This is a genomic window from Allopontixanthobacter sediminis (assembly GCF_009828115.1).
GTDB classification, from domain to species: Bacteria; Pseudomonadota; Alphaproteobacteria; order Sphingomonadales; family Sphingomonadaceae; genus Allopontixanthobacter; species Allopontixanthobacter sediminis.
In genome coordinates this window covers 548,679-574,942 of sequence record NZ_WTYL01000002.1, presented here as the reverse complement: position 1 = coordinate 574,942, position 26,264 = coordinate 548,679, and the positions used below count along the sequence as shown (strand labels likewise).

The 26,264-nt window shown below is 63.9% G+C and carries 29 protein-coding genes; 17 read left to right on the top strand and 12 right to left on the bottom strand.

What is annotated here, in order from left to right:
• Window positions 1–14: 14 nt before the first annotated feature.
• From GRI65_RS08505 to GRI65_RS08490, 4 genes are all read left to right on the top strand, one after another.
• On the top strand, window positions 15–1,046 hold the full coding sequence (locus GRI65_RS08505; RefSeq protein WP_160756085.1) for a quinone-dependent dihydroorotate dehydrogenase: 1,032 nt from the start codon (window positions 15–17) through the stop codon (window positions 1,044–1,046).
• A 10-nt stretch (window positions 1,047–1,056) separates the two neighbouring features.
• The gene (gene ggt, locus GRI65_RS08500; RefSeq protein ID WP_160756084.1) at window positions 1,057–2,793 is read left to right on the top strand and encodes a gamma-glutamyltransferase; all 1,737 of its coding nucleotides are present in this window, start codon (window positions 1,057–1,059) and stop codon (window positions 2,791–2,793) included.
• Between the two features lie 98 nt (window positions 2,794–2,891).
• Complete coding sequence (locus GRI65_RS08495; protein WP_160756083.1) at window positions 2,892–4,694, top strand: AMP-dependent synthetase/ligase; 1,803 nt, start codon at window positions 2,892–2,894, stop codon at window positions 4,692–4,694.
• A 15-nt stretch (window positions 4,695–4,709) separates the two neighbouring features.
• The gene (locus tag GRI65_RS08490) at window positions 4,710–5,714 is read left to right on the top strand and encodes an NAD(P)H-binding protein (RefSeq protein ID WP_332872621.1); all 1,005 of its coding nucleotides are present in this window, start codon (window positions 4,710–4,712) and stop codon (window positions 5,712–5,714) included.
• Window positions 5,715–5,716: 2 nt separating this feature from the next.
• On the opposite strand, the gene GRI65_RS08485 is transcribed toward GRI65_RS08490, so the two are convergent.
• From GRI65_RS08485 to GRI65_RS08475, 3 genes are all read right to left on the bottom strand, one after another.
• A complete protein-coding gene (locus GRI65_RS08485) occupies window positions 5,717–6,241 on the bottom strand; it encodes a hypothetical protein (protein ID WP_160756082.1) in 525 nt (174 codons plus the stop codon).
• 212 nt (window positions 6,242–6,453) lie between these two features.
• On the bottom strand, window positions 6,454–7,437 hold the full coding sequence (gene thiS / locus GRI65_RS08480) for a sulfur carrier protein ThiS (protein WP_160756081.1): 984 nt from the start codon (window positions 7,435–7,437) through the stop codon (window positions 6,454–6,456).
• Window positions 7,434–7,838, bottom strand: a complete 405-nt coding sequence (locus tag GRI65_RS08475) for a MerC domain-containing protein (protein ID WP_232844009.1) — start codon at window positions 7,836–7,838, stop codon at window positions 7,434–7,436. Before GRI65_RS08475 ends, thiS begins: the two co-directional genes overlap by 4 nt.
• Before the next feature lie 165 nt (window positions 7,839–8,003).
• Between GRI65_RS08475 and GRI65_RS08470 the strand changes: the two genes are divergently transcribed.
• The 4 genes from GRI65_RS08470 to rpsI all read left to right on the top strand — a co-directional run bounded on the left by GRI65_RS08470 (window position 8,004) and on the right by rpsI (window position 11,047).
• Entirely contained in the window at window positions 8,004–9,077 is a 1,074-nt protein-coding gene (locus tag GRI65_RS08470; RefSeq protein WP_160756080.1) for a COX15/CtaA family protein, read from the top strand.
• The gene (locus tag GRI65_RS08465) at window positions 9,074–9,805 is read left to right on the top strand and encodes a hypothetical protein (RefSeq protein WP_160756079.1); all 732 of its coding nucleotides are present in this window, start codon (window positions 9,074–9,076) and stop codon (window positions 9,803–9,805) included. The genes GRI65_RS08470 and GRI65_RS08465 overlap by 4 nt, the downstream gene beginning before the upstream one ends.
• Window positions 9,806–9,992: 187 nt before the next feature.
• Window positions 9,993–10,472, top strand: coding sequence for a 50S ribosomal protein L13 (gene rplM / locus GRI65_RS08460; RefSeq protein WP_160756078.1), 480 nt, complete (start codon window positions 9,993–9,995; stop codon window positions 10,470–10,472).
• On the top strand, window positions 10,472–11,047 hold the full coding sequence (gene rpsI, locus GRI65_RS08455; protein ID WP_160756077.1) for a 30S ribosomal protein S9: 576 nt from the start codon (window positions 10,472–10,474) through the stop codon (window positions 11,045–11,047). The genes rplM and rpsI overlap by 1 nt, the downstream gene beginning before the upstream one ends.
• 97 nt (window positions 11,048–11,144) lie before the next feature.
• Here the strand turns inward: rpsI and GRI65_RS08450 are convergent, their stop codons facing one another.
• The 3 genes from GRI65_RS08450 to GRI65_RS08440 form a co-directional block, all read right to left on the bottom strand.
• Window positions 11,145–12,005, bottom strand: a complete 861-nt coding sequence (locus tag GRI65_RS08450) for a metallophosphoesterase family protein (protein ID WP_160756076.1) — start codon at window positions 12,003–12,005, stop codon at window positions 11,145–11,147.
• Window positions 11,995–12,855 carry a diacylglycerol kinase family protein gene (locus GRI65_RS08445; protein WP_160756075.1) on the bottom strand — a complete coding sequence of 287 codons (861 nt, stop codon included), beginning with the start codon at window positions 12,853–12,855 and terminating at the stop codon, window positions 11,995–11,997. Before GRI65_RS08445 ends, GRI65_RS08450 begins: the two co-directional genes overlap by 11 nt.
• A gap of 79 nt (window positions 12,856–12,934) precedes the next feature.
• Window positions 12,935–13,201, bottom strand: coding sequence for a hypothetical protein (locus GRI65_RS08440; protein WP_160756074.1), 267 nt, complete (start codon window positions 13,199–13,201; stop codon window positions 12,935–12,937).
• A 208-nt stretch (window positions 13,202–13,409) separates the two neighbouring features.
• Here GRI65_RS08440 and GRI65_RS08435 point away from each other — a divergent pair, with 208 nt between their 5' ends.
• Complete coding sequence (locus GRI65_RS08435) at window positions 13,410–13,721, top strand: UrcA family protein (protein ID WP_160756073.1); 312 nt, start codon at window positions 13,410–13,412, stop codon at window positions 13,719–13,721.
• Window positions 13,722–13,799: 78 nt separating this feature from the next.
• On the opposite strand, the gene GRI65_RS08430 is transcribed toward GRI65_RS08435, so the two are convergent.
• Genes GRI65_RS08430 through GRI65_RS08420 form a run of 3 tightly spaced genes read right to left on the bottom strand, consistent with a single transcriptional unit; the run spans window position 13,800 to window position 17,466 of the window.
• Window positions 13,800–14,552, bottom strand: a complete 753-nt coding sequence (locus GRI65_RS08430) for a LytR/AlgR family response regulator transcription factor (protein WP_160756072.1) — start codon at window positions 14,550–14,552, stop codon at window positions 13,800–13,802.
• Window positions 14,545–15,927 (bottom strand): sensor histidine kinase, encoded by a 1,383-nt coding sequence (locus tag GRI65_RS08425; protein ID WP_332872620.1) that lies wholly within the window; start codon window positions 15,925–15,927, stop codon window positions 14,545–14,547. Before GRI65_RS08425 ends, GRI65_RS08430 begins: the two co-directional genes overlap by 8 nt.
• Window positions 15,928–15,948: 21 nt before the next feature.
• The gene (locus GRI65_RS08420) at window positions 15,949–17,466 is read right to left on the bottom strand and encodes a fumarate hydratase (RefSeq protein ID WP_408609043.1); all 1,518 of its coding nucleotides are present in this window, start codon (window positions 17,464–17,466) and stop codon (window positions 15,949–15,951) included.
• A 185-nt stretch (window positions 17,467–17,651) separates the two neighbouring features.
• On the opposite strand from GRI65_RS08420, the gene GRI65_RS08415 reads away from it, so the two are divergent.
• From GRI65_RS08415 to GRI65_RS08395, 5 genes are read left to right on the top strand one after another with little or no spacing between them, the layout of a single operon-like run.
• Window positions 17,652–18,251, top strand: a complete 600-nt coding sequence (locus GRI65_RS08415; protein WP_232844008.1) for a protein-L-isoaspartate O-methyltransferase family protein — start codon at window positions 17,652–17,654, stop codon at window positions 18,249–18,251.
• Between the two features lie 2 nt (window positions 18,252–18,253).
• Complete coding sequence (locus GRI65_RS08410; protein WP_160756070.1) at window positions 18,254–19,720, top strand: TolC family outer membrane protein; 1,467 nt, start codon at window positions 18,254–18,256, stop codon at window positions 19,718–19,720.
• A gap of 55 nt (window positions 19,721–19,775) precedes the next feature.
• Entirely contained in the window at window positions 19,776–20,321 is a 546-nt protein-coding gene (locus tag GRI65_RS08405) for a DUF2497 domain-containing protein (RefSeq protein WP_160756069.1), read from the top strand.
• A gap of 58 nt (window positions 20,322–20,379) precedes the next feature.
• Window positions 20,380–22,542, top strand: a complete 2,163-nt coding sequence (locus tag GRI65_RS08400) for a prolyl oligopeptidase family serine peptidase (RefSeq protein ID WP_160756554.1) — start codon at window positions 20,380–20,382, stop codon at window positions 22,540–22,542.
• The gene (locus GRI65_RS08395; protein ID WP_160756068.1) at window positions 22,539–22,943 is read left to right on the top strand and encodes a (2Fe-2S) ferredoxin domain-containing protein; all 405 of its coding nucleotides are present in this window, start codon (window positions 22,539–22,541) and stop codon (window positions 22,941–22,943) included. Before GRI65_RS08400 ends, GRI65_RS08395 begins: the two co-directional genes overlap by 4 nt.
• Here GRI65_RS08395 and GRI65_RS08390 read toward each other — a convergent pair.
• A complete protein-coding gene (locus GRI65_RS08390; protein WP_160756067.1) occupies window positions 22,940–23,233 on the bottom strand; it encodes a hypothetical protein in 294 nt (97 codons plus the stop codon). The two genes, GRI65_RS08395 and GRI65_RS08390, sit on opposite strands and share 4 nt — an antisense overlap.
• 154 nt (window positions 23,234–23,387) lie before the next feature.
• Here GRI65_RS08390 and GRI65_RS08385 point away from each other — a divergent pair, with 154 nt between their 5' ends.
• The 3 genes from GRI65_RS08385 (at window position 23,388) to xth (ending at window position 25,074) form a co-directional block, all read left to right on the top strand.
• The gene (locus tag GRI65_RS08385; RefSeq protein WP_160756066.1) at window positions 23,388–23,819 is read left to right on the top strand and encodes a CBS domain-containing protein; all 432 of its coding nucleotides are present in this window, start codon (window positions 23,388–23,390) and stop codon (window positions 23,817–23,819) included.
• 76 nt (window positions 23,820–23,895) lie between these two features.
• The gene (locus tag GRI65_RS08380) at window positions 23,896–24,225 is read left to right on the top strand and encodes a HesB/IscA family protein (RefSeq protein ID WP_160756065.1); all 330 of its coding nucleotides are present in this window, start codon (window positions 23,896–23,898) and stop codon (window positions 24,223–24,225) included.
• 63 nt (window positions 24,226–24,288) lie between these two features.
• Entirely contained in the window at window positions 24,289–25,074 is a 786-nt protein-coding gene (gene xth / locus GRI65_RS08375; RefSeq protein ID WP_160756064.1) for an exodeoxyribonuclease III, read from the top strand.
• A 7-nt stretch (window positions 25,075–25,081) separates the two neighbouring features.
• On the opposite strand, the gene GRI65_RS08370 is transcribed toward xth, so the two are convergent.
• Window positions 25,082–25,735 (bottom strand): cell wall hydrolase, encoded by a 654-nt coding sequence (locus GRI65_RS08370; protein WP_160756063.1) that lies wholly within the window; start codon window positions 25,733–25,735, stop codon window positions 25,082–25,084.
• A 190-nt stretch (window positions 25,736–25,925) separates the two neighbouring features.
• On the bottom strand, window positions 25,926–26,261 hold the full coding sequence (locus GRI65_RS08365; protein WP_160756062.1) for a DUF1491 family protein: 336 nt from the start codon (window positions 26,259–26,261) through the stop codon (window positions 25,926–25,928).
• Between the last annotated feature and the right edge of the window lie 3 nt (window positions 26,262–26,264).

Genomic DNA, 26,264 nt, shown 5'->3' with positions numbered 1-26,264 from the left:
GATAGAGGCAGTTGATGATTTTCGATTTACTTCGCCCGGGGCTGTTCGCGCTCGATCCGGAAGCCGCCCACGGCCTGACCCTGGCCGCATTGAAATGCAGTCCGCTCAGGTCTCCGCCCGCCGCCGGTCCGTTAGCCATCGACGTGGCGGGACTGCAATTTCCCAATCCGCTCGGCTTGGCGGCCGGGTTCGACAAGGACGCCGAAGTGCCCGACGCGCTGCTGGGGCTGGGGTTCGGCTTCGCCGAGGTCGGGTCAATCACGCCCTTGCCGCAGTCCGGCAACCCGAAGCCGCGCCTGTACCGCCTGGTGGAAGACCGCGCGGTGATCAACCGGATGGGCTTCAATAACGGCGGGGCAGAAAGTGCGCGCACCCGGCTGGAGCGGCGGATGGGCCGGAATGCGGGGATCGTCGGCATTAATATCGGCGCCAACAAGGATTCGACCGACCGGACGGCGGATTATGCGGTGATGACCCGAATGATGGCGCCCCTCGCCAGCTATCTGGCCGTCAACATCTCCAGCCCCAACACCCCCGGCTTGCGCGCGCTGCAGGACGAGGGTGCTCTCACGGGCCTGCTTGATGCCGTCATTGCCGCGCGGGGGAGCAACACCGCGCCAATTTTCCTGAAGGTGGCGCCTGATCTCGAACCCGCCGACATCGATGCTATCGCGCGCATCGCGGTCGACAAGCGGCTCGGCGCCCTGATTGTATCCAACACCACCATTTCCCGGCCAGCGCTCAGATCGCGTCACGCCGCCGAAACGGGCGGCCTCTCGGGCGCACCCTTGCGCGACCTCGCGCAGCAGCGACTGCGTGATTTCCGCAGCGCGACCGGAGGCTCGATTCCGCTGGTCGGGGTTGGCGGAATCGCGACTGCGGAAGACGCGTGGGCGCGGATCAGGGCGGGCGCGAGCCTGGTCCAGCTTTATTCCGCGATGGTTTACGGCGGCCCCGGCCTGGCGCGGCGAATAACCCGCGGACTGGAGCAACTGATGCGGCGCGACGGATTTTCCGGCATTGCGGAAGCGGTCGGCAGCGAATAGCGCTGGGATCATGAACATGCGCACCCTGACATTTCTCATCTCCGGCGTTCTCCTGACGGCGTGTCAGCCGCTCCAGTCCGAACGTCCGGATTTCGTCTCCCGGCCTTTGGCGGCCCAACCGGCGGAACTGGATCGCGGGCTGGTCAGCGCGGCTGATCCGCGCGCCGCCGAAGCGGGTGCGCGGATGCTGCGGATGGGCGGCAGCGCCACCGATGCGGCGATTGCGACCATGCTGGCACTGACCGTGGTCGAGCCGCAAAGCTCCGGCATCGGCGGCGGCGGGTTCTTCGTCCATGCCGCGCCCGACGGCACAGTGACCACGATCGACGGGCGGGAAACCGCCCCTTCGGCGGCGGAACCGGACTGGTTCCTGGACGAAGGGGGCAAGCCGCTCGGTTTTCGCGAGGCGGTCATCTCCGGCCTCAGTGTGGGGGTACCGGGCAATCTCCGGCTGGCGGAAATGGCGCACCGGCAATACGGCAGGCTGCCTTGGGAAACCCTTGTCCAGCCGGCGTTCGAACTGGCGCGTGACGGCTTCGAGATCAGCCCGCGGTTTCATGAATTCCTGGTCCGCTCGCCCGACCGCTCAGCTTTCGATGCGTACGGCAAGGAATTGTTCTACGACGCTGCCGGGGAGCCCCGCCCCGCCGGGGCCCGGATCCAGAACCCGCGCTTGGCGGCGACCCTGCTGAAACTTTCCGCCGAAGGGCCCGACAGCTTCTACGAGGGCTCGTTCGCTGCAAATCTGGCTGCGCATGTCGCGGAGGCAACCCCCCGTCCGTCCGGCATGAGCGCAGAAGACGTAACCACCTACACTGCGAAACCGCGCGAACCGGTGTGCGGCATGTACCGGGTTTACCGGGTTTGCGGCATGGGCCCGCCATCGTCCGGGGCGACGACGGTGCTCGCGATCCTGAAGCAGTTGGAACCGTTCGATCTCGCCGCCAGTGGCCCTGGTTCGGCCACCACGTGGCACTTGTTCGCCGAATCGCAGCGGCTCGCCTATGCGGACCGGGAACGGTACTTGGCCGACGCCGATTTTGTGCCGGTACCGGTCGGCTGGCTGGTCGACGCGGATTATCTGGCGACGCGCGCCGCGCTGATTTCGCCGTCCTCCACGATGGCGGCGGTCGAGGCCGGCATTGCGCCGCAGTCCGCCTTGGCACCTCCCGACGGCAACGAACCACCAGAAAGCGGGACCTCCCATTTCGTGGCTGTCGACAGCGCCGGGAATGCGGTCAGCTACACCTCCACCATCGAAGGGTCGTTCGGGTCCGGGCTGATGTTCGGCGGTTTCTACCTCAACAACGAATTGACCGATTTCAGCTTCACCCCGTCGGAGGATGGCCGCGTTGTCGCTAACCGGGTTGAAGGCGGCAAGCGCCCGCGCAGTTCGATGGCGCCAACCGTGGTTTACGGCCCGGACGGCAGGCTGATGTACATTGTCGGCGCGGCAGGCGGCGGGACCATTCCGGTCCAGATTGCCAAGACACTGATCGGCCTGATCGATTTCAACCTGTCCGTGGACCAGGCGCTGGCCTTGCCGCAGCTCTATTCCCCCGGCGACGTAGTGGTAATCGAAGAGGGCAGCGCGCTGGAAGCGATGGTGGATGAACTGAAAGCGCTCGGTCATGCGCAGGTTACCGCGCGTTCGCTGCCGCTCAAGGCAAATGCGGCGCAGTGGACACCGGAGGGCTGGATCGGCGCCGCCGACCCGCGCAGCGAAGGCGTTTCCATCCGCCAGTAGCGCCCACCAACAGTAGTCTTGCCGCTTGGCTGCAGGCAGCCTAGATCGAACCTCCAGACCCGCGGTGACGGGCCACATTGCGGGAGCAGGAGCGGGTTTTGCAACTATCCGATATCGACCAGGCAAATAATCTCGTCAGTCTGTTCCTGACCCGCGCGGCGGAGCGGGGCGACCACCCATTCCTCGGTGCCAAGGTCGACGGAACCTGGCAAACCATCAGTTGGCGCGAAGCGGCTGACCGGGTGTGCCTGCTGGCGGAAGGACTTCGTGCACTGGGCCTGACGGACGGCGACCGGGTGGCGCTAGTGTCCGAGAACCGGCCCGAATGGTGCATCGCCGACCTGGGGATCATGGCGGCGGGCTGCGTTACGGTCCCGACCTATGTCACCAACACCCAGCGCGACCATCAGCACATTCTCGACAATTCGGGCGCCCGCGCGGTAATCGTCTCGAACGCCAAGCTGTCGGTCCCGCTGATCCCCGCGATCATGGGTTCCGGCATGGCCGAACACATGATCGCGATCGACGATATCCGCAAATTCCAGTCTGGCGGCATCGCCTGCCATGCCTGGTCCGAGATGCTGCAAGGCGATCCGGCGGCGGCCCGCAAGGCAGTGGAAGCGCGGATTGCCAGGATCAGGCGGACCGACACCGCCTGCATCATCTACACCAGCGGTACCGGCGGCGCGCCGCGCGGGGTGATGCAGCACCATGGCGCAATCCTGTGCAATGTCGCGGGCGCAGCCGCGATCGTGGAGGAGGATTTCGGCATCGGCAACGAACGCTTCCTCAGTTTCCTTCCGCTCAGCCATGCCTACGAACATACCGGCGGCCAATACCTGCCCATCGGCATGGCCGCAGAGATCTTCTATTCCGAAGGGCTGGATAAACTTGCCAGCAATATCGAGGAAGTCCGCCCGACGATCATGGTTGTTGTCCCGCGCCTGTTCGAAGTGCTGCGGACCCGGATCATGAAACAGATCGAGAAGCAGGGCAAACTGGCGAATTACATGATGGACCGCGCGCTGGCGATCGGCGAAAACAAGCGCGGAGGCCGCACGCGGCTGCGGGACCGGCCAATGAACCTGATCCTGGAAAAAGCGCTACGGCCAAAGATCCGCGCCAAGTTCGGCGGCCGGATCAAGGCAATGGTTTCGGGCGGGGCGCCGCTCAACCCGGATGTCGGCATTTTCTTCGACGCGATGGGTCTGACGATGCTGCAGGGTTACGGCCAGACCGAATCCGGCCCGATAATCAGTTGCAATCGGCCAAGCGCCGGAATTTCGATGGACGGGGTCGGCCCGCCGATGCGCGGGGTAGAAGTCAGGATCGCCGAAGATGGCGAGATCCTCTGCCGCGGCGAATTGGTGATGCAGGGCTATTGGCACAACCAGGCCGAAACCGATCGCGCGCTCGTGGATGGCTGGCTCCACACTGGCGACATCGGCCATCTCGATGACGCCGGACGGATCGTGATCACCGACCGCAAGAAGGACATGATCGTCAACGACAAGGGCGACAACGTCGCTCCGCAGAAGATCGAGGGCATGCTGACCCTGCAACCGGAAATCGGCCAGGCCATGGTGGTCGGCGACAAGCGGCCATACATCGTCGGCTTGATCGTGCCGGAAGCCGAATGGGCGTTCGAATGGGCCCGTGAAAATGGCGAGAAATTCGAACTGAGCGAATTGCAGAAGCTGCCGGCATTCCGCACCGCAGTCCGGGCAGCGGTGGACCGGGTGAACAAGGAATTGTCGGTCACCGAAAAAGTACGCCAGTTCGCCTTCGCCGACGAAGCCTTCTCGGTCGAGAACGAGGAAATGACCCCGAGTCTCAAGATCCGTCGCCACAAGATCAGGGACCGGTACGGCGACCGGCTTGCCGGATTGTACCGCGCATGATCGCCCACGGGGTTCGTGACGACAGCTGACCAAGAACCGGTACGCGTCTGCGTGCTGGGCGCTACCGGCACGATCGGACGCGCCGGGGTGGAAGCGCTGGTGCGGCGGGGGTACGAGGTAACCTGCCTGGTCCGTCCAAGAACGAAGATTAGCGGAACCTCCGCTCCGAAAAGTCTCGACCGCCTGCGCGAAATTGCGGGCGTAAAGGAAGTCGATCTCGCAGACTCCGCATCACTTCGCAGTGCATTCGAAGGTCAGGGCTTCATTGCCGTAGTGTCCTGCATGGCATCGCGCAGCGGAGCGCCTGCGGATGCGTGGGCGGTGGATTACCGCGCGCAATCGGCGGTGCTGTCGGCGGCGAAGGAAGCCGGCGTGGACCATTTCGTGCTGCTCTCGGCCATCTGCGTCCAGAAACCGTTACTCGCGTTCCAGCATGCCAAGCTGGCGTTCGAAGCGGAGCTGGCCGCTTCCGGCATGCGCTATTCGATCGTCCGGCCGACCGCGTTCTTCAAATCGCTGTCCGGCCAGATCGAACGTGTCCGGCGCGGCAAGGCGTTCCTGCTGTTCGGCGATGGAACGCTGACTGCCTGCAAACCGATCAGCGACCGCGACCTGGCGGAATATCTTGCCGATTGCCTCGACGACGAGAGCAAATGGAACCGCATCCTGCCGATTGGCGGGCCGGGACGCGCGATCACCCCGCGGGAACAGGGCGAGGCGCTGTTCGCGATGCTCGAACGGCCGCCGAAATTCCGGTCGGTTCCGGTCGGGCTTTTCGATGTGGCTGTCGGAATACTGGGGACACTGGGACGGGTCGTGCCGTCACTGGCGGCAAAGGCCGAACTCGCCCGCATCGGCCGCTATTACGCCGCCGAATCGATGCTGGTGCTCGACCCGCAGACCGGACGGTACGATCCGGCAGCAACGCCTTCGACAGGGCGCGATACGCTGTTCGGTTACTATCAGGCGGTGATCGACGGGACGTCCACGCTGGAGCGCGGCGACCACGCAGTCTTCTGACGTCAGGCCGCGGCTTCGTCCACCCAATCGGGATAGAATGCGGGTTCCCGGTCGGACCAACCCGGCGCGGTAGCGGCGGCTTCGCTCAGGGATTTGAGCAGGTCCTTACGCCGGTTGGGGCGGATTTGCGGCAAGGCAGCCGCCGCACAGAAGGCGGAGGGCAGCCACGGCCGAACATGCGCGCCGAGCAGGCGTTCATAGAGGAACCGGTAGGCGGAAAAACTGGTCAGTCGTTCCTGCGCCAAATCGAAGGCGGACACCCGCAGAAGCTTGCCCATGAACGGCTCGAGATCGTCGAAACCGGTGCCGCTCGGCGCCGCGCCGCGGAGGCCTTTCAGTTCCTGGTAGGAGACGTACTGGCTCCGGATCGAGGCGTTTTCCGCCGCATCCCGCGCCCATAATTTAAACGCATCATGGCGCCCCAGGCCGATGTCCAGGCTACGCTTGATGTAGCGCTGTTCGGCAGGCGTGAAGCCTGCGAATTCACGCAATTCGGCGATCGTCATGGATGCGGTGCTGGTCGTCATCGTGCGAAACTTTCCCTGTTGCAGGAATGTTTTCGCCCAGCATGGTTAATATCGCGTTATCGATGGTTGATTGTGGTGCTCGCGGCGAGATGCCTGAACACATTCAGATCAGTCGCGGTTGCCAGAACGCGACCGCGTGACGGCCGGTCAGGCCGCCCCCGCGGAGGCGTCGGCAAAGCCGACTGGCCGCGAGCGAAAAAACCAATTCCCGTTCAGATCAACCCCGCCAACGGGCTGCTCGGATCGGCGTATTTGCGCGTGCCCATGCGGCCTGACAGGTAAGCATGCCGTCCTGCCTCCACGGCCAGTTTCATCGCGCGGGCCATGCGGATCGGGTCCTTCGCCTCGGCAATGGCGGTGTTCATCAAAACCCCGTCGCAGCCAAGTTCCATTGCGACGGCCGCATCCGACGCGGTCCCGACCCCGGCATCGACCAGCACTGGAACGCTCGCGCCTTCGACGATCAGGCGGATGGTGACGCGGTTCTGGATCCCGAGACCCGAGCCAATCGGCGCACCCAGAGGCATTACAGCGACCGCGCCCGCTTCTTCCAACTGCTTCGCGGCAATCGGATCGTCGGTGCAGTAGACCATTGGCAGGAAGCCCTCCTTTGCCAGAACTTCGGTTGCCTTCAGCGTTTCGCGCATGTCGGGATAGAGCGTGCGCGCCTCGCCTAGCACCTCGAGCTTCACGAGGTCCCAGCCGCCCGCTTCGCGCGCCAGCCGCAGCGTACGAATGGCGTCATCCGCGGTAAAGCAGCCCGCGGTATTGGGCAGGTAGGTAACTTTTTTCGGGTCGATGAAATCGGTCAGCATCGGCGCTTTCGGATCGCTGACGTTGACCCGGCGCACGGCAACCGTGACGATTTCCGCGCCGCTCGCGTCCAGTGCAGCGGCGTTCTGCGCGAAGTCCTTGTATTTGCCGGTGCCGACAATCAGGCGGGAGGAGAACCTGCGTCCGGCAACTTCCCAGCTGTCGTCATAATGATCGCCGCCGCCGACGAAGTGCACGATTTCGAGGGTATCACCGTCCGCAAGCGGCACGTCCGCCAGGGTCGAACGCGGCACGATCTCGCCGTTACGCTCGACCGCGACCTTGGCCGGGTCGAGCTCCAGTTCCTGCACCAGGGCAGCGATCGTGGGAGCGGAAGTGCGGCGGGTTTCGCCGTTGACGGATACAGTGAGAAGGGCGTTCATGCCCTGCCAGATAGCGACCCGTGCGTGTGGCGCAAGTTGAGTATATGGCCCAGCGTCACCAGCGACACCCCGATAATCGTCAATATCGCTTCCTGCGCCCCGTGCGGAACGGCCAATGCCCCGCCCATGAAGGACAGGCCCATCATCGCCACCACGAAGGGCGCCATGCGCCGGTGCCGCAATGCGCCGAGGCCGATCGCCACCGCCGCGATCAGCAGCGCGACCACCAGGCCGTAACGATGAATCTCGGGGGCCAGCAGCCACTCGCCGCCGATCCCGATGGCGGAGACCACCACGATACTGGCGATGCAATGCAGCGCACACAGCCCCGAGAGGAGTATTCCGGCGCGGTCAAGCCGCGCGCGAATCGAAGGGAGACCGCTGCGCATCGTGAATGCCATGTATGTGACAATATATCATTGTGCAAGGTGTTTGCGTTCGGCCCACCGTGTTTGCCGCAAGGTTTGTCGCCACCCCCCGGATATTGCACAAACTTCACCTCCCGACGCAAAGGATGCACGCCCAAGAGTCTTGCTCTTTTCGCGTTCTCAACCCAGTAGAGTTCAATGGTCGCAGCACTTGCTCATGAAAACATTACCGGTCCGACGCGGGGGCTTCACCGGCCCTTGATACTGGCGCGCTGGTTATGGGTCATGGCGGTGATGGTGGTGGTCATGGTGGTGGTCGGCGGGATTACCCGGCTGACCGAATCGGGCCTTTCCATCACCGAATGGAAGCCGATCATGGGCGCCCTGCCCCCGCTTAACGAAGCGCAGTGGCTGGCGGAATTCGAAGCGTACAAGCAGATCCCGGAGTATCAGCTGGTCACCGGACCTGCGGGCATGACGCTGGCGGATTACAAGTTCATTTTCTTCTGGGAATGGTTCCACCGGTTCTGGGGCCGGTTGCTGGGCCTCGTTTTTGCGCTCCCGCTGGCGTGGTTCTGGATCAAGGGCATGATTCCGGCGGGCTATAAGCCCCGGCTGCTGGCCCTGCTCGCGCTGGGCGGAATGCAGGGAGCGTTCGGCTGGTTCATGGTCCGCTCCGGCCTGTCGGGCGAGATGACCGATGTCAGCCATTTCTGGCTGTCGATCCATTTGCTGACCGCATTCTTTACACTGGCCGGCTTGGTGTGGACCGCGCTGGACCTGCGGCGCCTCGGGATACTCGGTGCAGCCCGGCCCGCGCGCTTGACCGGTGTCGCCGTTTTCGCCGCATCGATCCTGTTCATCCAGTTGCTGCTGGGCGCTTGGGTTGCCGGCCTGAACGCCGGGCTCGCTTCCGACAGCTGGCCGCTGATGCAGGGGCGGTTCATCCCCGAATACGACGGCTCGCGCGGATTTTTCTACGCCCTGACGCATGATCCCTACCTGCTTCATTTCGTCCATCGGTGGTGGGCGTGGGTCACCGTTGCCGCGCTGGTGATACTGGCGCGCAAGGTTCGGCCGCTCGACCGCCGGGCCTCGATCGCGATCCATTCGGCTTTCGGCATCCAGATCATCCTCGGCATTGCGACCGTCTGGTCCGGAGTGGACCTGTGGATCGCAACCGCGCACCAGCTATTCGGGGCGCTGCTGGTGGCGGCGACTGCATGGGACGCCCATGTCCTAGGCCGGCGCAGGCAGGACAGGCCGGCGTGAGCCAGTCGCGCCGGCAGTCCCTGCGGTTGATCGCAGGGGCGGCAATCATGCCGCTCATGGCCGGAGCGTTTCCGAGAATTGCCGCCGCAGCCGAAAATCCGTTCGATCCCCCCGCCATACCGATGCTCCTGTCGCGCACGGTGCTGCGCGATCTGCCTGATGGAGCGCAAATATCGGTCCATCGCAGCTGGGAAGTCCGGTTCGAAAGGGAGCGGGACGGGTTTTCCGTCAACGGGTCGCAGATTTCGGTCGAGGTCGACGCTCCGCCAACCTTGCTCGCGCTTGCGCAAATGGAGCAGTCGCGGGAAGAAATCGGCCTGTTCCCGATGGTCCTGTCCACTGATGGAACGGTCATCGGCGGCGAGGAAAGCCCAGGTTCCATCTGGTTCGACCGCGCGGTCAGCGAAACAGCGGAGCAGATCGAAGCCGCCCGAATTCCCGGCACGGAAGCGGAGAAAGTGCTCGGCGCGCTGTCGGCCCTGCACCGGTCCGCGACCGGGCTGACGGGCAAGGTTCCGCGCGACCTGTTCCGGCCGCGGTCGCTCGAATGGCAGCTCGACCGGACGATGGATTTGCCCGGCGGCCTGTCGGGGACCATCGCAGTCCTGTTCAACGCGCGTCTGGATGCTGCAGGCGGCCTGATGGAGCGGTGCGAACGGCAGATCGTGTCGACGATCGGCGGCTCCAGCCGGACTTCCTCGGAAATCTGGAACCTGGCCCGAACTTAGCGCGCCCCAGACACCTTTCAGGCATGGCGGTATTATTTTACCTCTGCCAGAAGGCGCGGATTTGCTTGACTTGGCGGCCGTAAACGAACAAATCGCGCGTTCTTCGAAGATCTCCATCGGGGATTCGTAAGAAAAATCCGGCCCGGTCGCGATCGGGCCAACCATTTTACAAGAACGGAACACTGCCATGAAGGCGCTCACCAAGAGCACCCGGTCGATCAAACCGGCCGAGGTTGAAAAGAACTGGCATCTGATCGATGCCGAAGGCCTGGTCGTTGGCCGGCTGGCGGTCATCGTCGCCAACCTGCTGCGCGGCAAGCACAAGCCGAGCTTCACCCCGCATGTCGATTGCGGTGATCATGTGATCATCATCAACGCCGACAAGGTGCAGTTCACCGGCAACAAGATGACCGGCAAGACCTATTACAAGCACACCGGCCACCCCGGCGGGATCAAGGAAACGACCCCGGCGAAGGTGCTGGAAGGCCGCTTCCCCGAACGCGTCATGGAAAAGGCGATCACGCGGATGATTCCGCGCGGACCGCTTGGCCGGGCGCAGATGAAGGCACTTCATCTCTATAACGGCACCGAGCATCCGCATGATGGGCAAAAGCCCGCCGTGATGGATGTCGCTTCGCTGAATCGCAAGAACAAGGCTGCATCGTAATGGCTGACGAAAACACCAAGGATACCGGCACGGTTTCCGATCTCGCCGATCTGAAGGACATCGCCGGCGGCACCGCCACTGCAGCTCCGCCTGCAGCCGCTACTGCCGATGCAGACACGGATGCCGCTGCGGCACCCGTTGCTCCTTCCGCACCGGAAACTCCGCTGCGCGAACAGGAACTGGACGCCCAGGGCCGCGCCTATGCCACCGGCCGCCGCAAGGACGCCAAGGCCCGCGTGTGGATCAAGCGCGGCAGCGGCAAGATCACCGTCAACGGCCGCGACCAGGAAATCTATTTCGCTCGTCCGACCCTGCGCCTGGTGATCAACCAGCCGTTCTCGATCTCCGACCGGGTGGAACAGTATGACGTGATCTGCACCGTCAAGGGCGGCGGGCTTTCGGGCCAGGCCGGCGCAGTCAAGCACGGCATCGCCCAGGCATTGTCCAAGTTCGAACCCAAGCTGCGCGGCACGATGAAGCTCGCCGGCTTCCTCACCCGCGACAGCCGCGTGGTGGAACGCAAGAAGTACGGCAAGGCCAAGGCCCGCCGGAGCTTCCAGTTCTCCAAGCGCTAAGTTCTTCAGGAACTTTCAGGAAAACGGGGCGGCCAGGCAACTGGTCGCCCTTTTCTTTGTGAGTTTCAGTGAGGTCCGATACCGGGGCCCGGCCGGTTCAATGGACGGGCGGATCGACCGGCGGCACCCGGTTTACCGGCGCGACGGGTTCGCCCGGTGAACGCGGCGGCATCGCATCTTCCGGCACTTCGTCGATCATCATAGCGCTGGATTCTGCCGATTCCTGATTGCGCACTTCGACATGGATCTCGCCGCCCGCCATGGTCAGTTCGTTGAAACTGGGCGGGGTTGAGCGGATCCGGTGCGACAGGGTGCCGGCGCCGATCATCCGGACCGGCCCATTGGCGGTGTCCTGCATAATATCGAAGGCGTCATGGACATGACCGGTCAGCACCGCCGCGACCTTGCGCCGGGCGAGTTCGGCAAGCGCCCGGGTGCCGCCCCGGGTGAGCGCGGTTCCGTGCGTGTCGGCCTCCACCAAAGGATGGTGCGCGGTAACCAGCACCTTCGTTCCGGCAGGCAGCGCGTCGATTGCCGCGAGCGTCCTTGCCAGCGCCTTGTCGGACACTGAGCCCTTCGACCAGTTGAAGCGCCATTGCGCGCGCGCGGTGGTCTTGAGCGGCACGATCGCCACCCCCGGCAGGTCGATTTCGCGTTCGATCATCGATTTTAGCCCGCGAAACCGCTTGTACGGGGTCACGAACCGCTCGATCAAATTGTAATAGGGCATGTCGTGATTGCCGACCTCGATGGTGACCGGCACATCGACCGAGGAAATCCATTCCTGCGCCGCGGCAAATTCGCGGTGCCGCGCGCGCATCGTCAAATCCCCGGTGATCATCACCGCATCGGGGCGGCGGCGGGCAATTTCTTCCGCGACCCAGGCCAATGCGGAGCGATCCTCCAGCCCGAAATGGATGTCGCTGAGATGGAACAGGAGCGCGCGGTCAGTCGTCATGCCCGGTCGCTAACAGATCGACCCTGCTCGGGGCCAGCCCAAAAACTTCCTGCGTGCCGCCCTCGACCGGCTCTCCGTCGAGCAACAGGTCGATCGGGCTGCCGTCGGTCTGACGCAAGGTAATCTGCCGGAACAGGCCGAGATCGTCATGCGGACCTTCGCGAAAATTCCGCCGCAGCAGTGCCGCCCCTTGCGACAGGAAATCGGCGATCGATTCGGCATAGTAACCTTTGACCCGCAGTCCTTCACCGGTGGGAGTTATCTCGATCAGGGGATAACCCTCTTCCCGCCCGGCATCGGGCTCGACGATATGGACGTTGGGGCCTTCATAGGTTTCCGCGATAGCCTCCGCGGTTCCGGTCACGATACCCGGGACATCGGATTCGCGCAGCGCTTCCCGCACCACGTTCCAGACTGTGCCCGGCCCCGCCAGCAGCCCGACCAGCGCAGTGCCGTGGGAAGTCGTTCCGACCAGCGGCCGCACGGCCCGTCCCTTGCCCTGGCAGAGCCGCGTCAGGATCGATTCCGCATCCTGGTCGCCGTGGAGTCGTTTCGACAGAAGGTTCATGGTGCCACCCGGCAAGGGCAACACTGCGCCGCTCCAATCTTCCAGCCGGGTGATCGCGGCGTTGAGCGTTCCGTCCCCGGTGAAGACCGCCAATACGCGAACACCGGCCGCGTCGAGGTCCTTTGCGGATGGCAGCTCCTCGTCCGGGAAGTTGATCGTGCGCACGATTTCGACGCCTGTGCTCGCGGCTCCGCAGCAAGCCTGCAAGCGATCCGCGCTATCGGCTGAATAGCTGCCGCTGGCAGTGTTAACGACGAGCCAGAGCGGTCCCGTAATGGTCATGCAAGAAGTTTCCTGTGGTAGATTTCGGAAGAATTGCAGCGAATCGCAGTATCTTACCGGCCAGCAAGTGTCTGTGCACTTAAAAGCGGCGAGACAGGATGAGCCATGCCGCAAAACCGTTGAGCAGCGAGTATCCGAGATAGGCCCATACCGCGAACGTCCAGCCACTCGCCGCCATCAGCAGCGCGGCCAGCAGCACGGCAAACTCCGCAGCGAGCATCGTGCGCCGGCCGAAGCGGGCCGCCAGCTTGCCGATTTCCTGCGATCGCGGGTGTGGGCTTTCCAGCACCGCACGATGAAGCGCGAAATTGGCGATTCCGAGCAAGAATATGATGATAAAGGCCATTAGGCTGCAACTATGCACTCACCGCCGTCGGTTGCCAAACATCCTTCGTCCGGATTCCGAACCCATTCGTCCGGCGATTACATCCGTGGTCGAGTGGAAACGGATGACGGTCGAAGTCCGACTGCGCGGTCGGGGGAGCTGGGGTAAACCAATCATGCGAAAGGCCTCCACCCCCAAATCGGATGGTCCGCAATAGGAGGAAATCATTATGAAAAGCGCATTCTTTGCCCTTGCCGCCGCAGGTTCCGCTCTTGCCCTGATGGGCGCCGTGCCGGCAGCCGCACAGTCCAACCGCGACATGGTCATCGTCCACTCCGACCTCAACCTGAACTCGCCTTCCGGTCAGAAGACCCTCAAGCGCCGGATCGACAAAGCCGCGCGGGAATTCTGCGGGATGGACCGCAAGCTAACCGGATCACGCGTTCGCGCGAGCCAGGACACCGAATGCTATCGTCAGGCCAAAGCCCTTGCCACGCAGCAGATGGCGAAGCTGGTCGACGATGCACGACTTGGCGGCTGATCACCCTCAGCTGTCGGAGCCCGGGCCGGACCAGTCCCCCGACCCGGGCTTCTATCTCTTCTTCATCGAATCCAGCGCTCAGCGCCCGGCCATGGCCTTGACCCGGGCGAGGTAGGTTCGCCCGATCCGCAGCGCTTCCCCGTCATCCAGTTCCGCCGACCAGACGCCGAGACCATCGTGGCGAAGCCCGCGGATATTTTCACGGCGCAGGATGGTCGAACGGTGGATGCGGATGAACTCCGCCGGGTTGAGGCGCTCTTCAAGACCGGCGATCGTTTGCAGCAACAGGTAATTGGCGCCGCCGACATGCAGGCGGACATAGTCCCGCTCGGCATCGATCCGCGAGACCTGCGCGATCTCGATCCGCACCAGTTCCGAACGATGCGGCACCCACAATTCGGTGAGCCATTCGCCCTCGCGGGGGCCCGATTCGCTGCGCCGCGCGAGCGCGCGTTCGATGGCGCGGCCGAGCCGGTCAGGCGCCACCGGCTTGAGAACGTAGTCGACCGCATCGAGGTCGAACGCCTCGACGGCGAAATTGTCATGCGCGGTGACGAAAATGATCGCCGGGCGCTTCTGCTTTTCCGGGTCCATCCGGGCCAGCTTGCGGGCGACCGAAAGGCCGTCGACTTCGGGCATGGTCATATCGAGCAGGACGAGGTCCGGCCCGAGCGCCTCGATCAACCGCAACGCAGCGGCCCCGTCGCTGGCGGTACCGACCACCTGCAGGTCGTCGAGCTTGGCGCAGATTACCTGCATGCGTTCGACCGCCAGCGGCTCGTCGTCGACGATCAGGGTGCGGAGGGGAGTATTCTCGGTTTGATCAGCCATGCGTCACCAGGGGCAGCCTCAGTTCGGTAAGGTATCCATGCCGCGTCGGGCCGGAAGTGATGCTTGCTTCCTTGCCGAAACGGGCCTCGAGCCGGTCCCGCACATTGGCGAGGCCGATGCCGAACCCCGGCGCGCCGTTTTCGCCCGCTTCTCCGTCCCGGGACCTGCCATTGTGTCCCGGCCCGTCATCGCTGACCGAGACCACCAGGCGGCCGTATTCGGCCCGCGCGGCAAGCGTTATTGTGACCGGCTGGTTGAACGGTGCGACCGCATATTTGACCGAATTTTCGATCAGGGGCTGCAGGATCATGCCGGGAACGCGGGTCTGTGCGAGCTCGGGCGGCAGGTCGTACCGGGTTATCAGCCGCTCGGGAAAGCGGACCTGCTCGATCTGGAGGTAATGCTGCTGCAATTCGAATTCTTCGGCCAGTTCAACGTCGGATGTCGGGTCGTCCGCCAGGCTGTAGCGGTAGAAATTGGAGATCGACTGGATCATCTCCTCCGCTTTGTCGGCCTTGCCCGTCATCACCATCGCCGACAGCGAATTGAGCGTGTTGAACAGGAAATGCGGATTGACCTGGTAACGTAGCGAGCGCAATTCGGCCGCCTTGGCCGCGCGCCGGAATTCGCCTTCGCGGCGCTCCGACGATTTGGCCTGCGCGCCCGCCAGCAGGGCGAGATAGAGCGAAGCCCAGGCAAGCAGCAGGAAGTACCGCCCCAGCGCGATGTCCGACAATTGCCGCCACCGGTCGAGACCGGTCGGCGCCGGGGCGAGGGTTACCGTAGCCCCGACCGAGGGTTCGGTGACGCCGGGCCCGGTAACGGTCTGACCATCCGGGGTATCGTACTGGCCTGGCAGGCCCGGCACATCGACCAGCACATTACCCGCTTCGTCGCGCCGGATGCGGATACCCTGGCGCTCCCCCATTTTCTCGATCACGCGGGTTTCGACATCGGCGAAGATCATCTGGTTGGTCTGGGCGATCAGCACCGCGGCCGGCAGGGCGAGCACGAGCGCCGCCAGGATCTTTGCCCACAGCCCGCGTTCGTCGAACAGCCGGAGGACCAGCCACATGACGAAGGTGATCGCCACCCCGGCCACGCTCACCAGCGCGCGCCGCCACATCAATTCGTAAGGCATTTCCAGCCCGACGATCGAACCGCGCAGCGTCGTCAGGAGGAAGTAGCATAGCCACAGCCCGACCATCGAGGCCAGCACGGTGCGGACGGGCAGACGCACCGGCACAGCGCGGGCGGATTCGGAAAAGTTCATCACCCCGTCACCTAGGCCCGATGCGGCGGTGCGCGCCAGCGCCGTCGTCGAGTTGGCAGCGCCTTTCGTCGAGCATGCTTCAATCCCCCCGGATTTACTCACCAAACAACCCCCTCAACTCCCTCAACCGACCGGCAGCAGCCCCTCGCGGGCGATCTTTTCCTTCCAGTAGGCGGGGGCGAGCGTGTGGACATTGTTGCCTTCGCTATCGACCGCCACTGTCACCGGCATATTCTCGACCGTGAATTCGTAGATCGCTTCCATCCCCAGGTCTTCGAACGCGACGACTTTGGCTTCCTTGATGGCGCGCGCCACCAGGTAGGCCGCGCCGCCGGTGGCCATCAGATAGGCGACCTTGTTCGCTGCGATCGCGTCCACCGCGCCCTGCCCGCGCTCGGCCTTGCCGATCATCAGCAGCAACCCGAGGTCGAGCATCATCCTGGTGAACTTGTCCATCCGGGTGGCGGTGGTCGGGCCGGCCGGGCCGACCGCTTCGCCCATGATCGGATCGACCGGACCGACGTAATAGATCGCCCGTCCGGCAAAGCTGACCGGCAATTCCTCGCCCGCAGCTATCATGTCCGCGATCCGCTTGTGCGCCGCGTCGCGCCCGGTCAGCATCTTGCCCGATAGCAGCAGACGGTCGCCGTTCTTCCAGCTGCGCACCTGTTCCGGTGTTACCGTGTCGAGATCGACCCGCAGGGCCGCCGCGTCGGGCTGCCAATCGACGTCCGGCCATTCGTCCAGCTTGGGCACTTCGAGGAAGGACGGGCCGGAGCCATCGAGAGTGAAATGCGCATGCCGGGTCGCTGCGCAATTCGGGATCATCGCCACGGGTTTGCCCGCCGCATGGCACGGCGCATCGTAGATCTTGACGTCGAGCACGGTCGACAGGCCGCCCAGCCCTTGCGCACCGATACCGAGCGCGTTGACCTTGTCGAAAATCTCGATCCGCAGCCGTTCGATATCGGTCTGCGCCCCGCGCGCTTTCAACTGGCCCATGTCGATCGGGTCCATCAGGCTCTGTTTCGCGAGCTTCATGCAGTGTTCCGCGGTGCCGCCGATGCCGATGCCGAGCATTCCGGGCGGACACCATCCAGCGCCCATCTGGGGCAGCATTTCGAGCACCCAGTCGGTGATGTTGTCCGACGGGTTCATCATCTTGAACTTGGACTTGTTCTCGCTGCCGCCACCCTTCGCCGCAACGTCGATCGAGACGGTATTGCCCGGGACCATTTCAACCGACAGCACGCACGGCGTGTTGTCGCGGGTGTTACGCCGGGTAAAGGCCGGGTCGGCGAGGATCGACGCGCGGAGCTTGTTCTCCGAATTGGTGTAGGCCTGGCGCACGCCCTCATCGACCACGTCCTGGAGACTCATGTCGGAGCCGAGGCGGCAATCCTGGCCCCACTTCACGAACACGTTGACGATGCCGGTGTCCTGGCAGATCGGCCGGTGCCCTTCCGCGCACATCCGGCTGTTGGTCAGTATCTGCGCGATTGCGTCCTTGGCCGCGGGGCCCTGTTCGGCGTCATAGGCTTCGCCAAGCGCGCTGATATAATCCATCGGGTGATAATAGGAGATGTACTGCAGCGCATCGGCAACGCTTTCGACCAGGTCCGCCTCGCGGATCGTTACCATTTCGCTCATCGGATCGTATCTCCATTCGGTCGATTGGCCCGCTTCATAGTCGCAGCGCGCGTCTAGCGTCAAAGGGCTTGGCGGAGGATGCCTTACACCGTAAAGCCGCCGCAGATCCGGAGAAGGGGGCACTTCCCTGTCCGACACCGATTGACCAACTGTATTGTTGGTGTAATACAGTAGAGATGTCCATGACGAAGACCCTTACCAGCACCGAAGCCGCGCGCCGCGCGATGATCGACAGCCAGTTGCGGACCAGCGGCGTCAACGAACCGTTCGTGCTCGCCCGCATGGCCGCCGTGCCGCGGGAAGATTTCGTGCCGGCAGCGGCGCGCGACACCGCCTATATCGACCGCGCCATCCCGCTTGAGAATGGCCGCCGCCTTGCGGCGCCGCTGTTCTACGGCATGATGCTGGCCGAAGCGCAGCCGCTCGCCGCCGAAACGGCGCTGGTGGTGGATAGCGGAAGCGGATATCTGCCCGAATTGCTGCGCCCTTTGGTGAAATCGGTCGATGTCATCACGCCCGAAGAAGCGCTGGTGAAAAGCCGCAAGGCCGCCGTATATTCGCTGATGCTGGTCGACGGCGCGGTCGAGGAACTGCCCGACAGCCTGACCAAACGCCTCGGCGATGGCGGCCGGGTCCTGACCGGGCTGGTCACCAAGGGCGTGACCCGCCTGGCCGTGGGCCGCAAGACCGCGGGCGGCGTCGCCCTGCTGCCGCTGGCCGAACTCGGGATTCCACGGCTGTCCGAATTCGACAAAGCCGCCGGCTGGAGCTTCTGATCATGCGCCGCAGCGTTATCCGACTGGCGCTGCTCGCTGCGGCGTCGACCGTAATCGCCGCCCCCGCCGCGGCGGATACCCTGCGCGAGGCGCTGACCCAGGCCTATCAGAGCAACCCGACGCTGCAGGCGGCGCGCGCCAACCAGCGTGCGACCGACGAACTGGTCCCGCTGGAAAAAGCCGCTGGTCGCCCGAACGTTGGCGCGACCGTGACCCATATCGAGTTCCTCAAGCGGTCCTCCAACAGTTTTACTGCTCCCGAGCGGACGCTCAGCGCCGCGGCGGATCTTTCCGTTCCGATCTATTCCGGCGGGGCGGTGAGAAACAGCGTGCGCGCCGCCCGGGTCCGGGTGGACGCGGGCCAGGCCAATTTGCGCGCCACTGAATCGGCGATTTTCAGCCAGGTCGTCGCGGCCTATATGGACGTGATCCGCGGCCAGGCGCTCGTCGGCCTGACTGCGAACCAGGTCAACGTCCTGTCGGTCAATCTGGATGCGACCAGCGACCGGTTCGAAATCGGCGACCTGACCCGGACGGACATTGCCCAGTCGCAATCGCGCCTGGCGCTGGCGGAGAGCGATCTGCGCACCGCCCAGTCCAACCTGATCAGCGCACGGGAGTTCTATATTCAGCTGGTCGGCGATGCGCCGGATGACCTGCAACCGCCCCCGCCCTTGCCCGCATTGCCTGCGACGGCCGCCGAAGCGGTCGACACGGCGCTGGAATACAACCCGGACCTGATCGCCGCGCGCGAAAATGCGAAGGCCGCGGAGATCGACATCAAGGTCACGCGGGCGAGCCGCCTGCCCACCGTCTCCCTGTTTGCCGGGACCGATTACAACGACTTTTTCGGCACGCTGGGCGGGCCTTCGGCAGCGCAGCTTTCGCAAAGCGAGACGACCGCCAGTGCCGGCGTCCAGGTCAGCATACCGATTTTCCAGGGCGGCCGCCCCGCCGCGCTGGAACGGCAGGCGCAGGCTTTTGCCAGCGCCGCGCTGGAACAGGAAATCGCCGCGGAGCGTGACGCCATCGCCCAGGTCCGCGCCGCTTATGCCAGCTGGCAAGCGTCCAGCGCGATCATCGAATCCTCGCAATCCGCCGTTGCCGCTGCCGAATTGAGCCTCGAAGGCGTGCGGGCGGAAAACACCGTCGGCAACCGCACGATCCTCGATATCCTGAATGCGGAGCAGGAATTGCTGAACGCCCGCGTCGAGTTGGTGACCGCCCGGCGCAACGCGTATGTCGCAGGCTTTACCCTGCTGGCCGCAATGGGCCGCGCCGAAGCCCGCGATCTCGGGCTCGGTGACGCGACGCTGCTGTATGACCCGCAGGTCAATTTCGACCGGGTCGAAGGCAAGTGGTTCGATTGGGACAGCGACCCCGACCCGGTGGCCCGGTCCACCCGCACAACCGACGTTCCCGCGCCGGATGCGGAGATTCCGCAAACAGATGACTCGCCAAACCGGTGATTTTCGGTAATCTGGCACCCTGACGTCAGTTTGCGAATACGGGGACAGTTACACGATGCGCCAGCAAGGCGAAGCTTCGGTCGAGGAAATTCTCGCGTCCATCAAGCAGGTCATCGCGCGCGACAACCGCGCCGGGGCCCTGGAAGAACGCCGCCGCCGCGAATCCGACGGTCTTAAGCAGCATGACGAGGCGCAGGACGACGAGCAGCCGGAAACTGCTCCGGAGGATTCGGAGCAACCCGCAGCCGAAACCGAGGCAGTCGATTCCGATGATGTCCTGAATTTGAGCGAGGCGGATTTCGTCGAGCAGGATGACGATTACGCAGACAGCGCTGCGACCGCCGATGACGACGACAGCGAAGCGCCGCTGACCGCTGATCCCTTGCGCGAATCGATCCGCGAAAATTTTGCCGCGCTGGCCATGCTGTCCAAGCCGGGGGTTCAGCCCCAGATCGTGCGGTCCGGCGAAACCTCGCTCGAAGGGCTGGTGCGCGAATTGCTCCGTCCGATGCTGTCCGAATGGATCGAGAAGAACCTGCCCGGCATGGTCGAAAAGATGGTTCAGGCCGAAATCGCCCGGATCGCCGGAAAACGCGGATAAATCCGGACGAAATCCGCTTGCACGGCCCGGTAGAGCGTCTAACTCTACCGTCATGACAATGAAATCCGGGCTTAAGCCCCTGTTCGCACCCTTTGCCCTGGCCCTGACGCTTGCGGCTACGCCGACCTTCGCTGCCGATGAACCGACCGCGATGAGCGCGCAGGACCTGGTGACCATGCCCCGCGTGGGCGGCCCGGCCACCAGCCCCGATGGCCGGTTCGCGGTCTATCCCGTCACGGTGACCGATCCGGAAACCTACGAACGCAGCACCAGCCATTACGTGCTCGACCTGGCGAACCCTTCCGCCAGCCCGATGCCGCTCGACCTCGGCGGTAATGCCTCCGACGTCCGCTTCGGCGCGGGCGGATATCTCTACTTCCTCTCCGCCCGCCCCGAAACGGGCAGTCCTGCGGATGCGGAGGACGGCAAGACCCAGATCTGGCGCATCGCGGTAGCGGATGGCCGCCCTACCGGCGCGCCGGCGCAGGTCAGTTCTCTCGAAGCAGAAATCGCCGGCTACTCCGTCTCTCCCGACGGCACCAAGGTGCTGGTGTTCGGCGACGTGCTGCGCGGCTGCCCGACATTCGGCTGCGCAGATGCGAAAGGAAGCCATTTGCCCGGACCCGGCGCCGGCCGGCTTTACGAGGGCGATGTCGGCTTTATCCGCCACTGGGACCAATGGGAAACGCCCGGCATCTACAGCCGTGCCTTCGTGTTTCCCATCGTCGATGGGCGGCTGTTCGGTAACGGCGCAGCGGTGGACGGGCCCGAGGGCACTGGCGCGCTGATTGGCGACACCCCGACCAAACCATTCGGCGGGTCCGAAGATCTGGCGTGGGCACCGGACAGTTCCGCGGTTTATTTCGCCGCACGCAAGGCCGATGCGGACGAACCGGTGTCGACCAATGTCGACATCTACCGCTCCGATCTGTCCGGCAATGCGCCGGTCAACCTGACCGCGGCAAACACTGCGTTCGACACTCTGCCTGCCCCGTCTCCGGATGGGAAGTACCTCGCTTACGCCGCGATGGAACGGCCCCGTTACGAAGCGGACCGGCTAGTGGTCCAACTGCGCGATCTCGATACCGGAGAGATACGTGCGGTGACCTCCGCCTGGGACCGGTCGGCCGGATCGGTCGCGTGGACACCCGATTCGCGTTATCTGGTCGTGACCGCGCAGGACGTGCTGGATACCCCTGCTTTCCGGATCGATCCGCGTGACGGCTCGGTAACCCGCCTGACCCTGTTTCCGGGCCGCGAAGGGCATATCGGAAATGTCACGCCGCTTTCGGATGGCCGATTGCTGCTCACCCGCGACACGATCGAGGGCCCGGCCGAAATCTATCTTGCGCCCGAGGGCGCGCCGGTCCAGCAGCTGACCAGCCACACCACCGCGGCGCTAACGAGTTTGGCACCGGTCACCACCCGCCGGTTCAGTTTTGCCGGCGCGAACGGCGATACGGTCTGGGGCCAGATCACCAAGCCAGCCGGCGTGGACGGGCAACTACCCGCGATCCTGTATGTCCACGGCGGGCCGCAAGGCAGCTTCAACGACAGCTGGTCCAGCCGGTGGAACCCGCGCGTGGTCGCCAGCCAGGGCTATGCGGTGGTGTCGGTCGATTTTCACGGTAGCACCGGTTACGGCCAGGCCTTCACCGACGCGATCACCCGTGACTGGGGCGGCAAGCCGCTCGAGGACCTGCAGAAAGGCCTCGCCGCGGCCTTGGAGCTCGACCGCCAGATCGATGGCGACAACGCCTGCGCCATGGGGGCGTCCTATGGCGGTTACATGATGAACTGGATTGCCGGCCAGTGGCCCGAACGGTTCAAATGCCTGATCCAGCACGACGGCGTGTTCGACCAGCGGGCGATGTATTACGAGACCGAGGAATTGTGGTTCATCGAATGGGAACACGGCGGCAAGGCCTATTTCGAGGCGCCCGAGGAATTCGAGAAGTGGAACCCGGTCAATTACGTCAACAATTGGCAAACCCCGATGTTGGTCATCACCGGCGAGAAGGATTTCCGCATCCCCTATACGCAGGGAATCGCGTCCTTCACGGCCTTGCAGCGCAAGGGTATTCCGTCGCAATTGCTGGTGTTCCCGGACGAAAACCACTGGGTGCTGAAACCGAAAAATTCGCTCCAGTGGCATAACACCGTGTTTGGCTGGCTGGATCGCTGGCTGAAGGACGATACGTCCGGCACCCCGGGACAATGAGCGCGGAAAAGGAGCTGCTCAAGGCCCGGCAGGCGCTGGCCAAGATCGGCGGCGAGAGCATCGAACGGCAGATATTTCTGTGCGGGATCTCGGAGAAGCAGAAATGCTGCAACCGGGAAGAGGGTAAAGCCGCGTGGCATTACCTCAAGAAGCGGCTCAAGCAGCTGGATCTGGTCGGTCCGAAACGCACCGGCAAGGACGGCGACACTATCGGCGGGGTGCAACGGGCCAAGGCCGACTGCCTGCAAGTCTGCGCGGCGGGGCCGATCGCGGTCGTCTGGCCGGACCGGGTCTGGTACCATTCGTGCAACGAGGACGTGCTCGAACAGATCATCCAGCGCCATCTGATCGGCGGCGAAGTGGTCGAGGAATTCCGCCTGACCGGTACGACTTCGGATTAGTCGCGCTTGCGGGGGTCGCTCAGGTCTTCGACCGATTCGTCGTGACCGGTCCCGCTGGACAGGAACACCAACCCCATCAGAGCCGACATAAGAAGCATCGCGAACCCGATTCCGAGCGCGGTGGCGATGTAGAAATGCACCGACACCATGCCGTTGAATTTATACAGCACCGCGATGGCGATGATCACCGTGCCGGTAGTCAGCAGGAACATGAAGCGCATCAACCGGCGGTAACGGTCCCAGGCAAAGGCGGCTTTTTCAGGATCTTCGAGGGGGGACTTCTTGGTCATGGCGCCTCTTTAGGCCCCGCGAGGGGCGAGTTGCAACGGTTGCTTGGGCCGCCATCCCACGGGCATCAGGCGCGGATTCGCCATGAAGTGATTTTCGTGGCATATTTTCTCCAGGCCGGAAAACCGGCCGGTCGCCGTGAAAAGGGGAGTTGCGATGCAGATTGCCAAATTGATTGCGGGCCGCGATCCGGCAGATATCATCCATTGCACCGTCGACATGCCGGTGCGCGAAGTCGTCGCCTTGCTTGCCGGGAAACGGATCGGCGCGCTGCCGGTGATGAACGGATCGATGGTCGCGGGGATTTTCTCGGAGCGCGACCTGATCTACCGGGTCGCCGAAATGGGTGACAAATGTCTCGATTGCCCGGTGGGAGAGGTGATGACGGCTCCCGCGATTACCGTCGGGACGCATGAAACGGTGCTCGAAGCGCTTGGTCTGATGACGCGGCGCAGGATTCGCCATCTGCCCGTGCTGGAGAACGGCTTCATGCGCGGGTTCATCTCGATCGGGGACCTGGTCAAATCGCGGCTTGATGAAGTGGGTCACGAAGCCGAAGCCCTTCGGACTTACATCCAGAGCGCGTGACGCCTGAAGCCGGACGATTTGCGAATGTTGACCGGTGCGCCTTGAGCGCGGACCCGGCAGGCCCTACATAGGGTCCATGTCCGACACCCTCACATTGACGCCCTCTGCCGCCAAACGGGTGGCGTGGATCGCCGAGCGGCAGGCCAAACCTGCCATCCTGCGGCTGTCGGTCGAGGGCGGAGGTTGTTCCGGCTTCCAGTACAAGTTCGACCTTGCCGAAGGCGCGGACGCCGATGATATGGTGAGCGAAACCGAGGGCGTGAAGCTCATCGTCGACCCGGTCAGCCTCGACCTGGTGTCAGGCAGCGTGGTCGATTTCGTCGAATCGCTCGGCGGAGCGGCCTTCAAGGTCGAAAATCCGCAGGCGGCGGCCGGTTGCGGCTGCGGATCCAGCTTCGGTATCTGACGCGGGCACGGATCGTTATCCGGCGATGGACGGGCCCCCGATTATGGGGCTAATGCTCTCCCCATGAAAATCGCCAGCTTCAATATCAACGGCGTGAAGGCACGCCTGCCCCGCCTGCTTGAATGGCTGGAGGAAACCCGGCCAACCGTCGCCTGCCTGCAGGAAGTCAAAAGCCAGGACGAAGGATTTCCCGCCGAGGAATTCGAGAAGATCGGGTACCACGCGGTCTGGCATGGCCAGAAAAGTTTCAACGGCGTCGCCATCCTGGCGGACGGGGTCAAACCGGTCGAAACCCAGCGCGGCCTGCCGCATCTGTCACCGGAAGATGTCGAGGACGACCATGCCCGCTATCTCGAGGCCGATGTCGGCGGCGTGCGGGTCGCGTGTATCTATTTGCCCAACGGCAATCCCCAGCCGGGCCCCAAATTCGATTACAAGCTGGCCTGGATGAAACGGCTGCGTGCGCGGATGCAGCACCTGTGGGCGCTGGAAATACCCTGCGCAGTGGTGGGGGATTTCAACGTCATCCCGCATGACGACGATGTCTGGTCACCCAGAGCCATGGAAAACGACGCGCTCATGCAGCCGCAATCGCGCGACGCCTATATGCAGCTGCTCGGCGACGGCTGGACCGACGCGCTGCGCACGCTCAATCCGCGCGGCGGGGTGTGGACCTATTGGGATTACCAGGCTGGCGCATGGCAGCGCGATCACGGGTTCCGCATCGACCACATGCTGCTGTCACCCGAGGTGGCGGACCGGCTTGTCGGCGCGGGGGTCGACAAGGACCACCGCGGGCGTGAAAAGGCGAGCGATCACGCCCCGGTGTGGTTCGAAATCCAGTCCTGAACCGCCCTCAGCGGTAGAAAATGTGGCTGTCGATGGTTGCGCGGGCGACTTTCGTCCGGCTCCAACTTGGACGCACGTAGTTCGCGTGGAAATAAAGCGAATCGCCGGCCTGGCTGTCCCACATGCCCTCGTGCGCAATCCGGGCAATGGTCTTGGCGCGGCTCCACGCGGCCGAATTGCGCATGATGCGCGGCATGGCGCCGCCCTTCACGAACGAAAATTGCGAACGCTGGTACACGACACCACAATAGCTTGACGGGAACTGGGGAGATTCGGCGCGGTTCACGACAACCTGGGCAACAGCCAGTTGCCCATCGACGGGTTCGCCGCGCGATTCGAAATACACGGCCCCGGCGAGGCATTCCATTTCCGGGGAAAGCACTTCGGGAGCCTGCACTGCGGCGATCAGCTGTTTCAGCGAAGACGCCTGCGGTACGTCGGGGCGCCCGGGTGAAATCTCGTCCGCGGTTTCGGTGGGCAGTGGTTGAACCACTTCTTCGGCCACGAATACGGGTACGGTTTCATCAGTCAGAGGGAGTGCGGACAGTTCCGCGGATTCGCCCTGCCGGGCAATTGCGCCGGAACTTGCGGCGCTGGCAAAAACTACGGTCCCGGTCGCGGCGATCGCGATCAGGCCGGCAAAGTGGGCCTTACGACTCATGTGCTCATTCGTTAGGGCGGTTGACGCGCTCAGACGCAGGCTGGGACCGTGGGGTACTGGAATTTACGGTCCGCTGTTGGCCTGCCGGCCGCCACCCGTCTGCGTGCAAACCAGATAACCGAGTGTCATCATGGCCGCCTGCGCTTTCGGAAGCTCGGCGCCAAATAGGTGCATCTGAAACTAAGTCAACTCAGGGATTGAGGGTTGCGATGAACCGTTCCGGGTTTGCGATATCGACTTCGACGATCCAGGTGTCGCTATCCTGGCGCTTGCGGCGGTCCAGATATTCGTCGAATTCCCCAGCGTTATCCGAGCCTTGCGTCCTTACCGCAACGAATTTTCGGGACCCGTCGAGCTGCGGCATCCGTTCGAAAAGCACCCGGTTTTCGCCCTTTTGCATGGTCAGCACCAGGATTGTCCCGGCGTCGCGTTCGCCCTTGGCAAGGACCATTGCAAACCCGCCATTCGCTTCTGCCATCCGGAGAAGGCCGGAAACTTCGAGGTGGGCGGGCAGCCGTGCGTCCATCGC

What these genes read in the sequence shown, in the direction of transcription:
- GRI65_RS08435 (WP_160756073.1), top strand. Translation starts at nt 13,410, where the DNA reads ATGAAAAGCGCATTCTTTGCCCTTGCCGCCGCAGGTTCCGCTCTTGCC.
- GRI65_RS08370 (WP_160756063.1), bottom strand. Translation starts at nt 25,735, where the DNA reads ATGAGTCGTAAGGCCCACTTTGCCGGCCTGATCGCGATCGCCGCGACC.
- GRI65_RS08420 (WP_408609043.1), bottom strand. Translation starts at nt 17,466, where the DNA reads ATGGTAACGATCCGCGAGGCGGACCTGGTCGAAAGCGTTGCCGATGCG.
- GRI65_RS08395 (WP_160756068.1), top strand. Translation starts at nt 22,539, where the DNA reads ATGAGCGCGGAAAAGGAGCTGCTCAAGGCCCGGCAGGCGCTGGCCAAG.
- GRI65_RS08415 (WP_232844008.1), top strand. Translation starts at nt 17,652, where the DNA reads ATGTCCATGACGAAGACCCTTACCAGCACCGAAGCCGCGCGCCGCGCG.
- ggt (WP_160756084.1), top strand. Translation starts at nt 1,057, where the DNA reads ATGAACATGCGCACCCTGACATTTCTCATCTCCGGCGTTCTCCTGACG.
- GRI65_RS08365 (WP_160756062.1), bottom strand. Translation starts at nt 26,261, where the DNA reads ATGGACGCACGGCTGCCCGCCCACCTCGAAGTTTCCGGCCTTCTCCGG.
- xth (WP_160756064.1), top strand. Translation starts at nt 24,289, where the DNA reads ATGAAAATCGCCAGCTTCAATATCAACGGCGTGAAGGCACGCCTGCCC.
- GRI65_RS08505 (WP_160756085.1), top strand. Translation starts at nt 15, where the DNA reads ATGATTTTCGATTTACTTCGCCCGGGGCTGTTCGCGCTCGATCCGGAA.
- GRI65_RS08430 (WP_160756072.1), bottom strand. Translation starts at nt 14,552, where the DNA reads ATGGCTGATCAAACCGAGAATACTCCCCTCCGCACCCTGATCGTCGAC.
- GRI65_RS08470 (WP_160756080.1), top strand. Translation starts at nt 8,004, where the DNA reads ATGGTCGCAGCACTTGCTCATGAAAACATTACCGGTCCGACGCGGGGG.
- GRI65_RS08440 (WP_160756074.1), bottom strand. Translation starts at nt 13,201, where the DNA reads ATGGCCTTTATCATCATATTCTTGCTCGGAATCGCCAATTTCGCGCTT.
- thiS (WP_160756081.1), bottom strand. Translation starts at nt 7,437, where the DNA reads ATGAACGCCCTTCTCACTGTATCCGTCAACGGCGAAACCCGCCGCACT.
- rpsI (WP_160756077.1), top strand. Translation starts at nt 10,472, where the DNA reads ATGGCTGACGAAAACACCAAGGATACCGGCACGGTTTCCGATCTCGCC.
- GRI65_RS08400 (WP_160756554.1), top strand. Translation starts at nt 20,380, where the DNA reads ATGAAATCCGGGCTTAAGCCCCTGTTCGCACCCTTTGCCCTGGCCCTG.
- GRI65_RS08445 (WP_160756075.1), bottom strand. Translation starts at nt 12,855, where the DNA reads ATGACCATTACGGGACCGCTCTGGCTCGTCGTTAACACTGCCAGCGGC.
- GRI65_RS08450 (WP_160756076.1), bottom strand. Translation starts at nt 12,005, where the DNA reads ATGACGACTGACCGCGCGCTCCTGTTCCATCTCAGCGACATCCATTTC.
- rplM (WP_160756078.1), top strand. Translation starts at nt 9,993, where the DNA reads ATGAAGGCGCTCACCAAGAGCACCCGGTCGATCAAACCGGCCGAGGTT.
- GRI65_RS08410 (WP_160756070.1), top strand. Translation starts at nt 18,254, where the DNA reads ATGCGCCGCAGCGTTATCCGACTGGCGCTGCTCGCTGCGGCGTCGACC.
- GRI65_RS08405 (WP_160756069.1), top strand. Translation starts at nt 19,776, where the DNA reads ATGCGCCAGCAAGGCGAAGCTTCGGTCGAGGAAATTCTCGCGTCCATC.
- GRI65_RS08390 (WP_160756067.1), bottom strand. Translation starts at nt 23,233, where the DNA reads ATGACCAAGAAGTCCCCCCTCGAAGATCCTGAAAAAGCCGCCTTTGCC.
- GRI65_RS08380 (WP_160756065.1), top strand. Translation starts at nt 23,896, where the DNA reads ATGTCCGACACCCTCACATTGACGCCCTCTGCCGCCAAACGGGTGGCG.
- GRI65_RS08485 (WP_160756082.1), bottom strand. Translation starts at nt 6,241, where the DNA reads ATGACGACCAGCACCGCATCCATGACGATCGCCGAATTGCGTGAATTC.
- GRI65_RS08475 (WP_232844009.1), bottom strand. Translation starts at nt 7,838, where the DNA reads ATGGCATTCACGATGCGCAGCGGTCTCCCTTCGATTCGCGCGCGGCTT.
- GRI65_RS08385 (WP_160756066.1), top strand. Translation starts at nt 23,388, where the DNA reads ATGCAGATTGCCAAATTGATTGCGGGCCGCGATCCGGCAGATATCATC.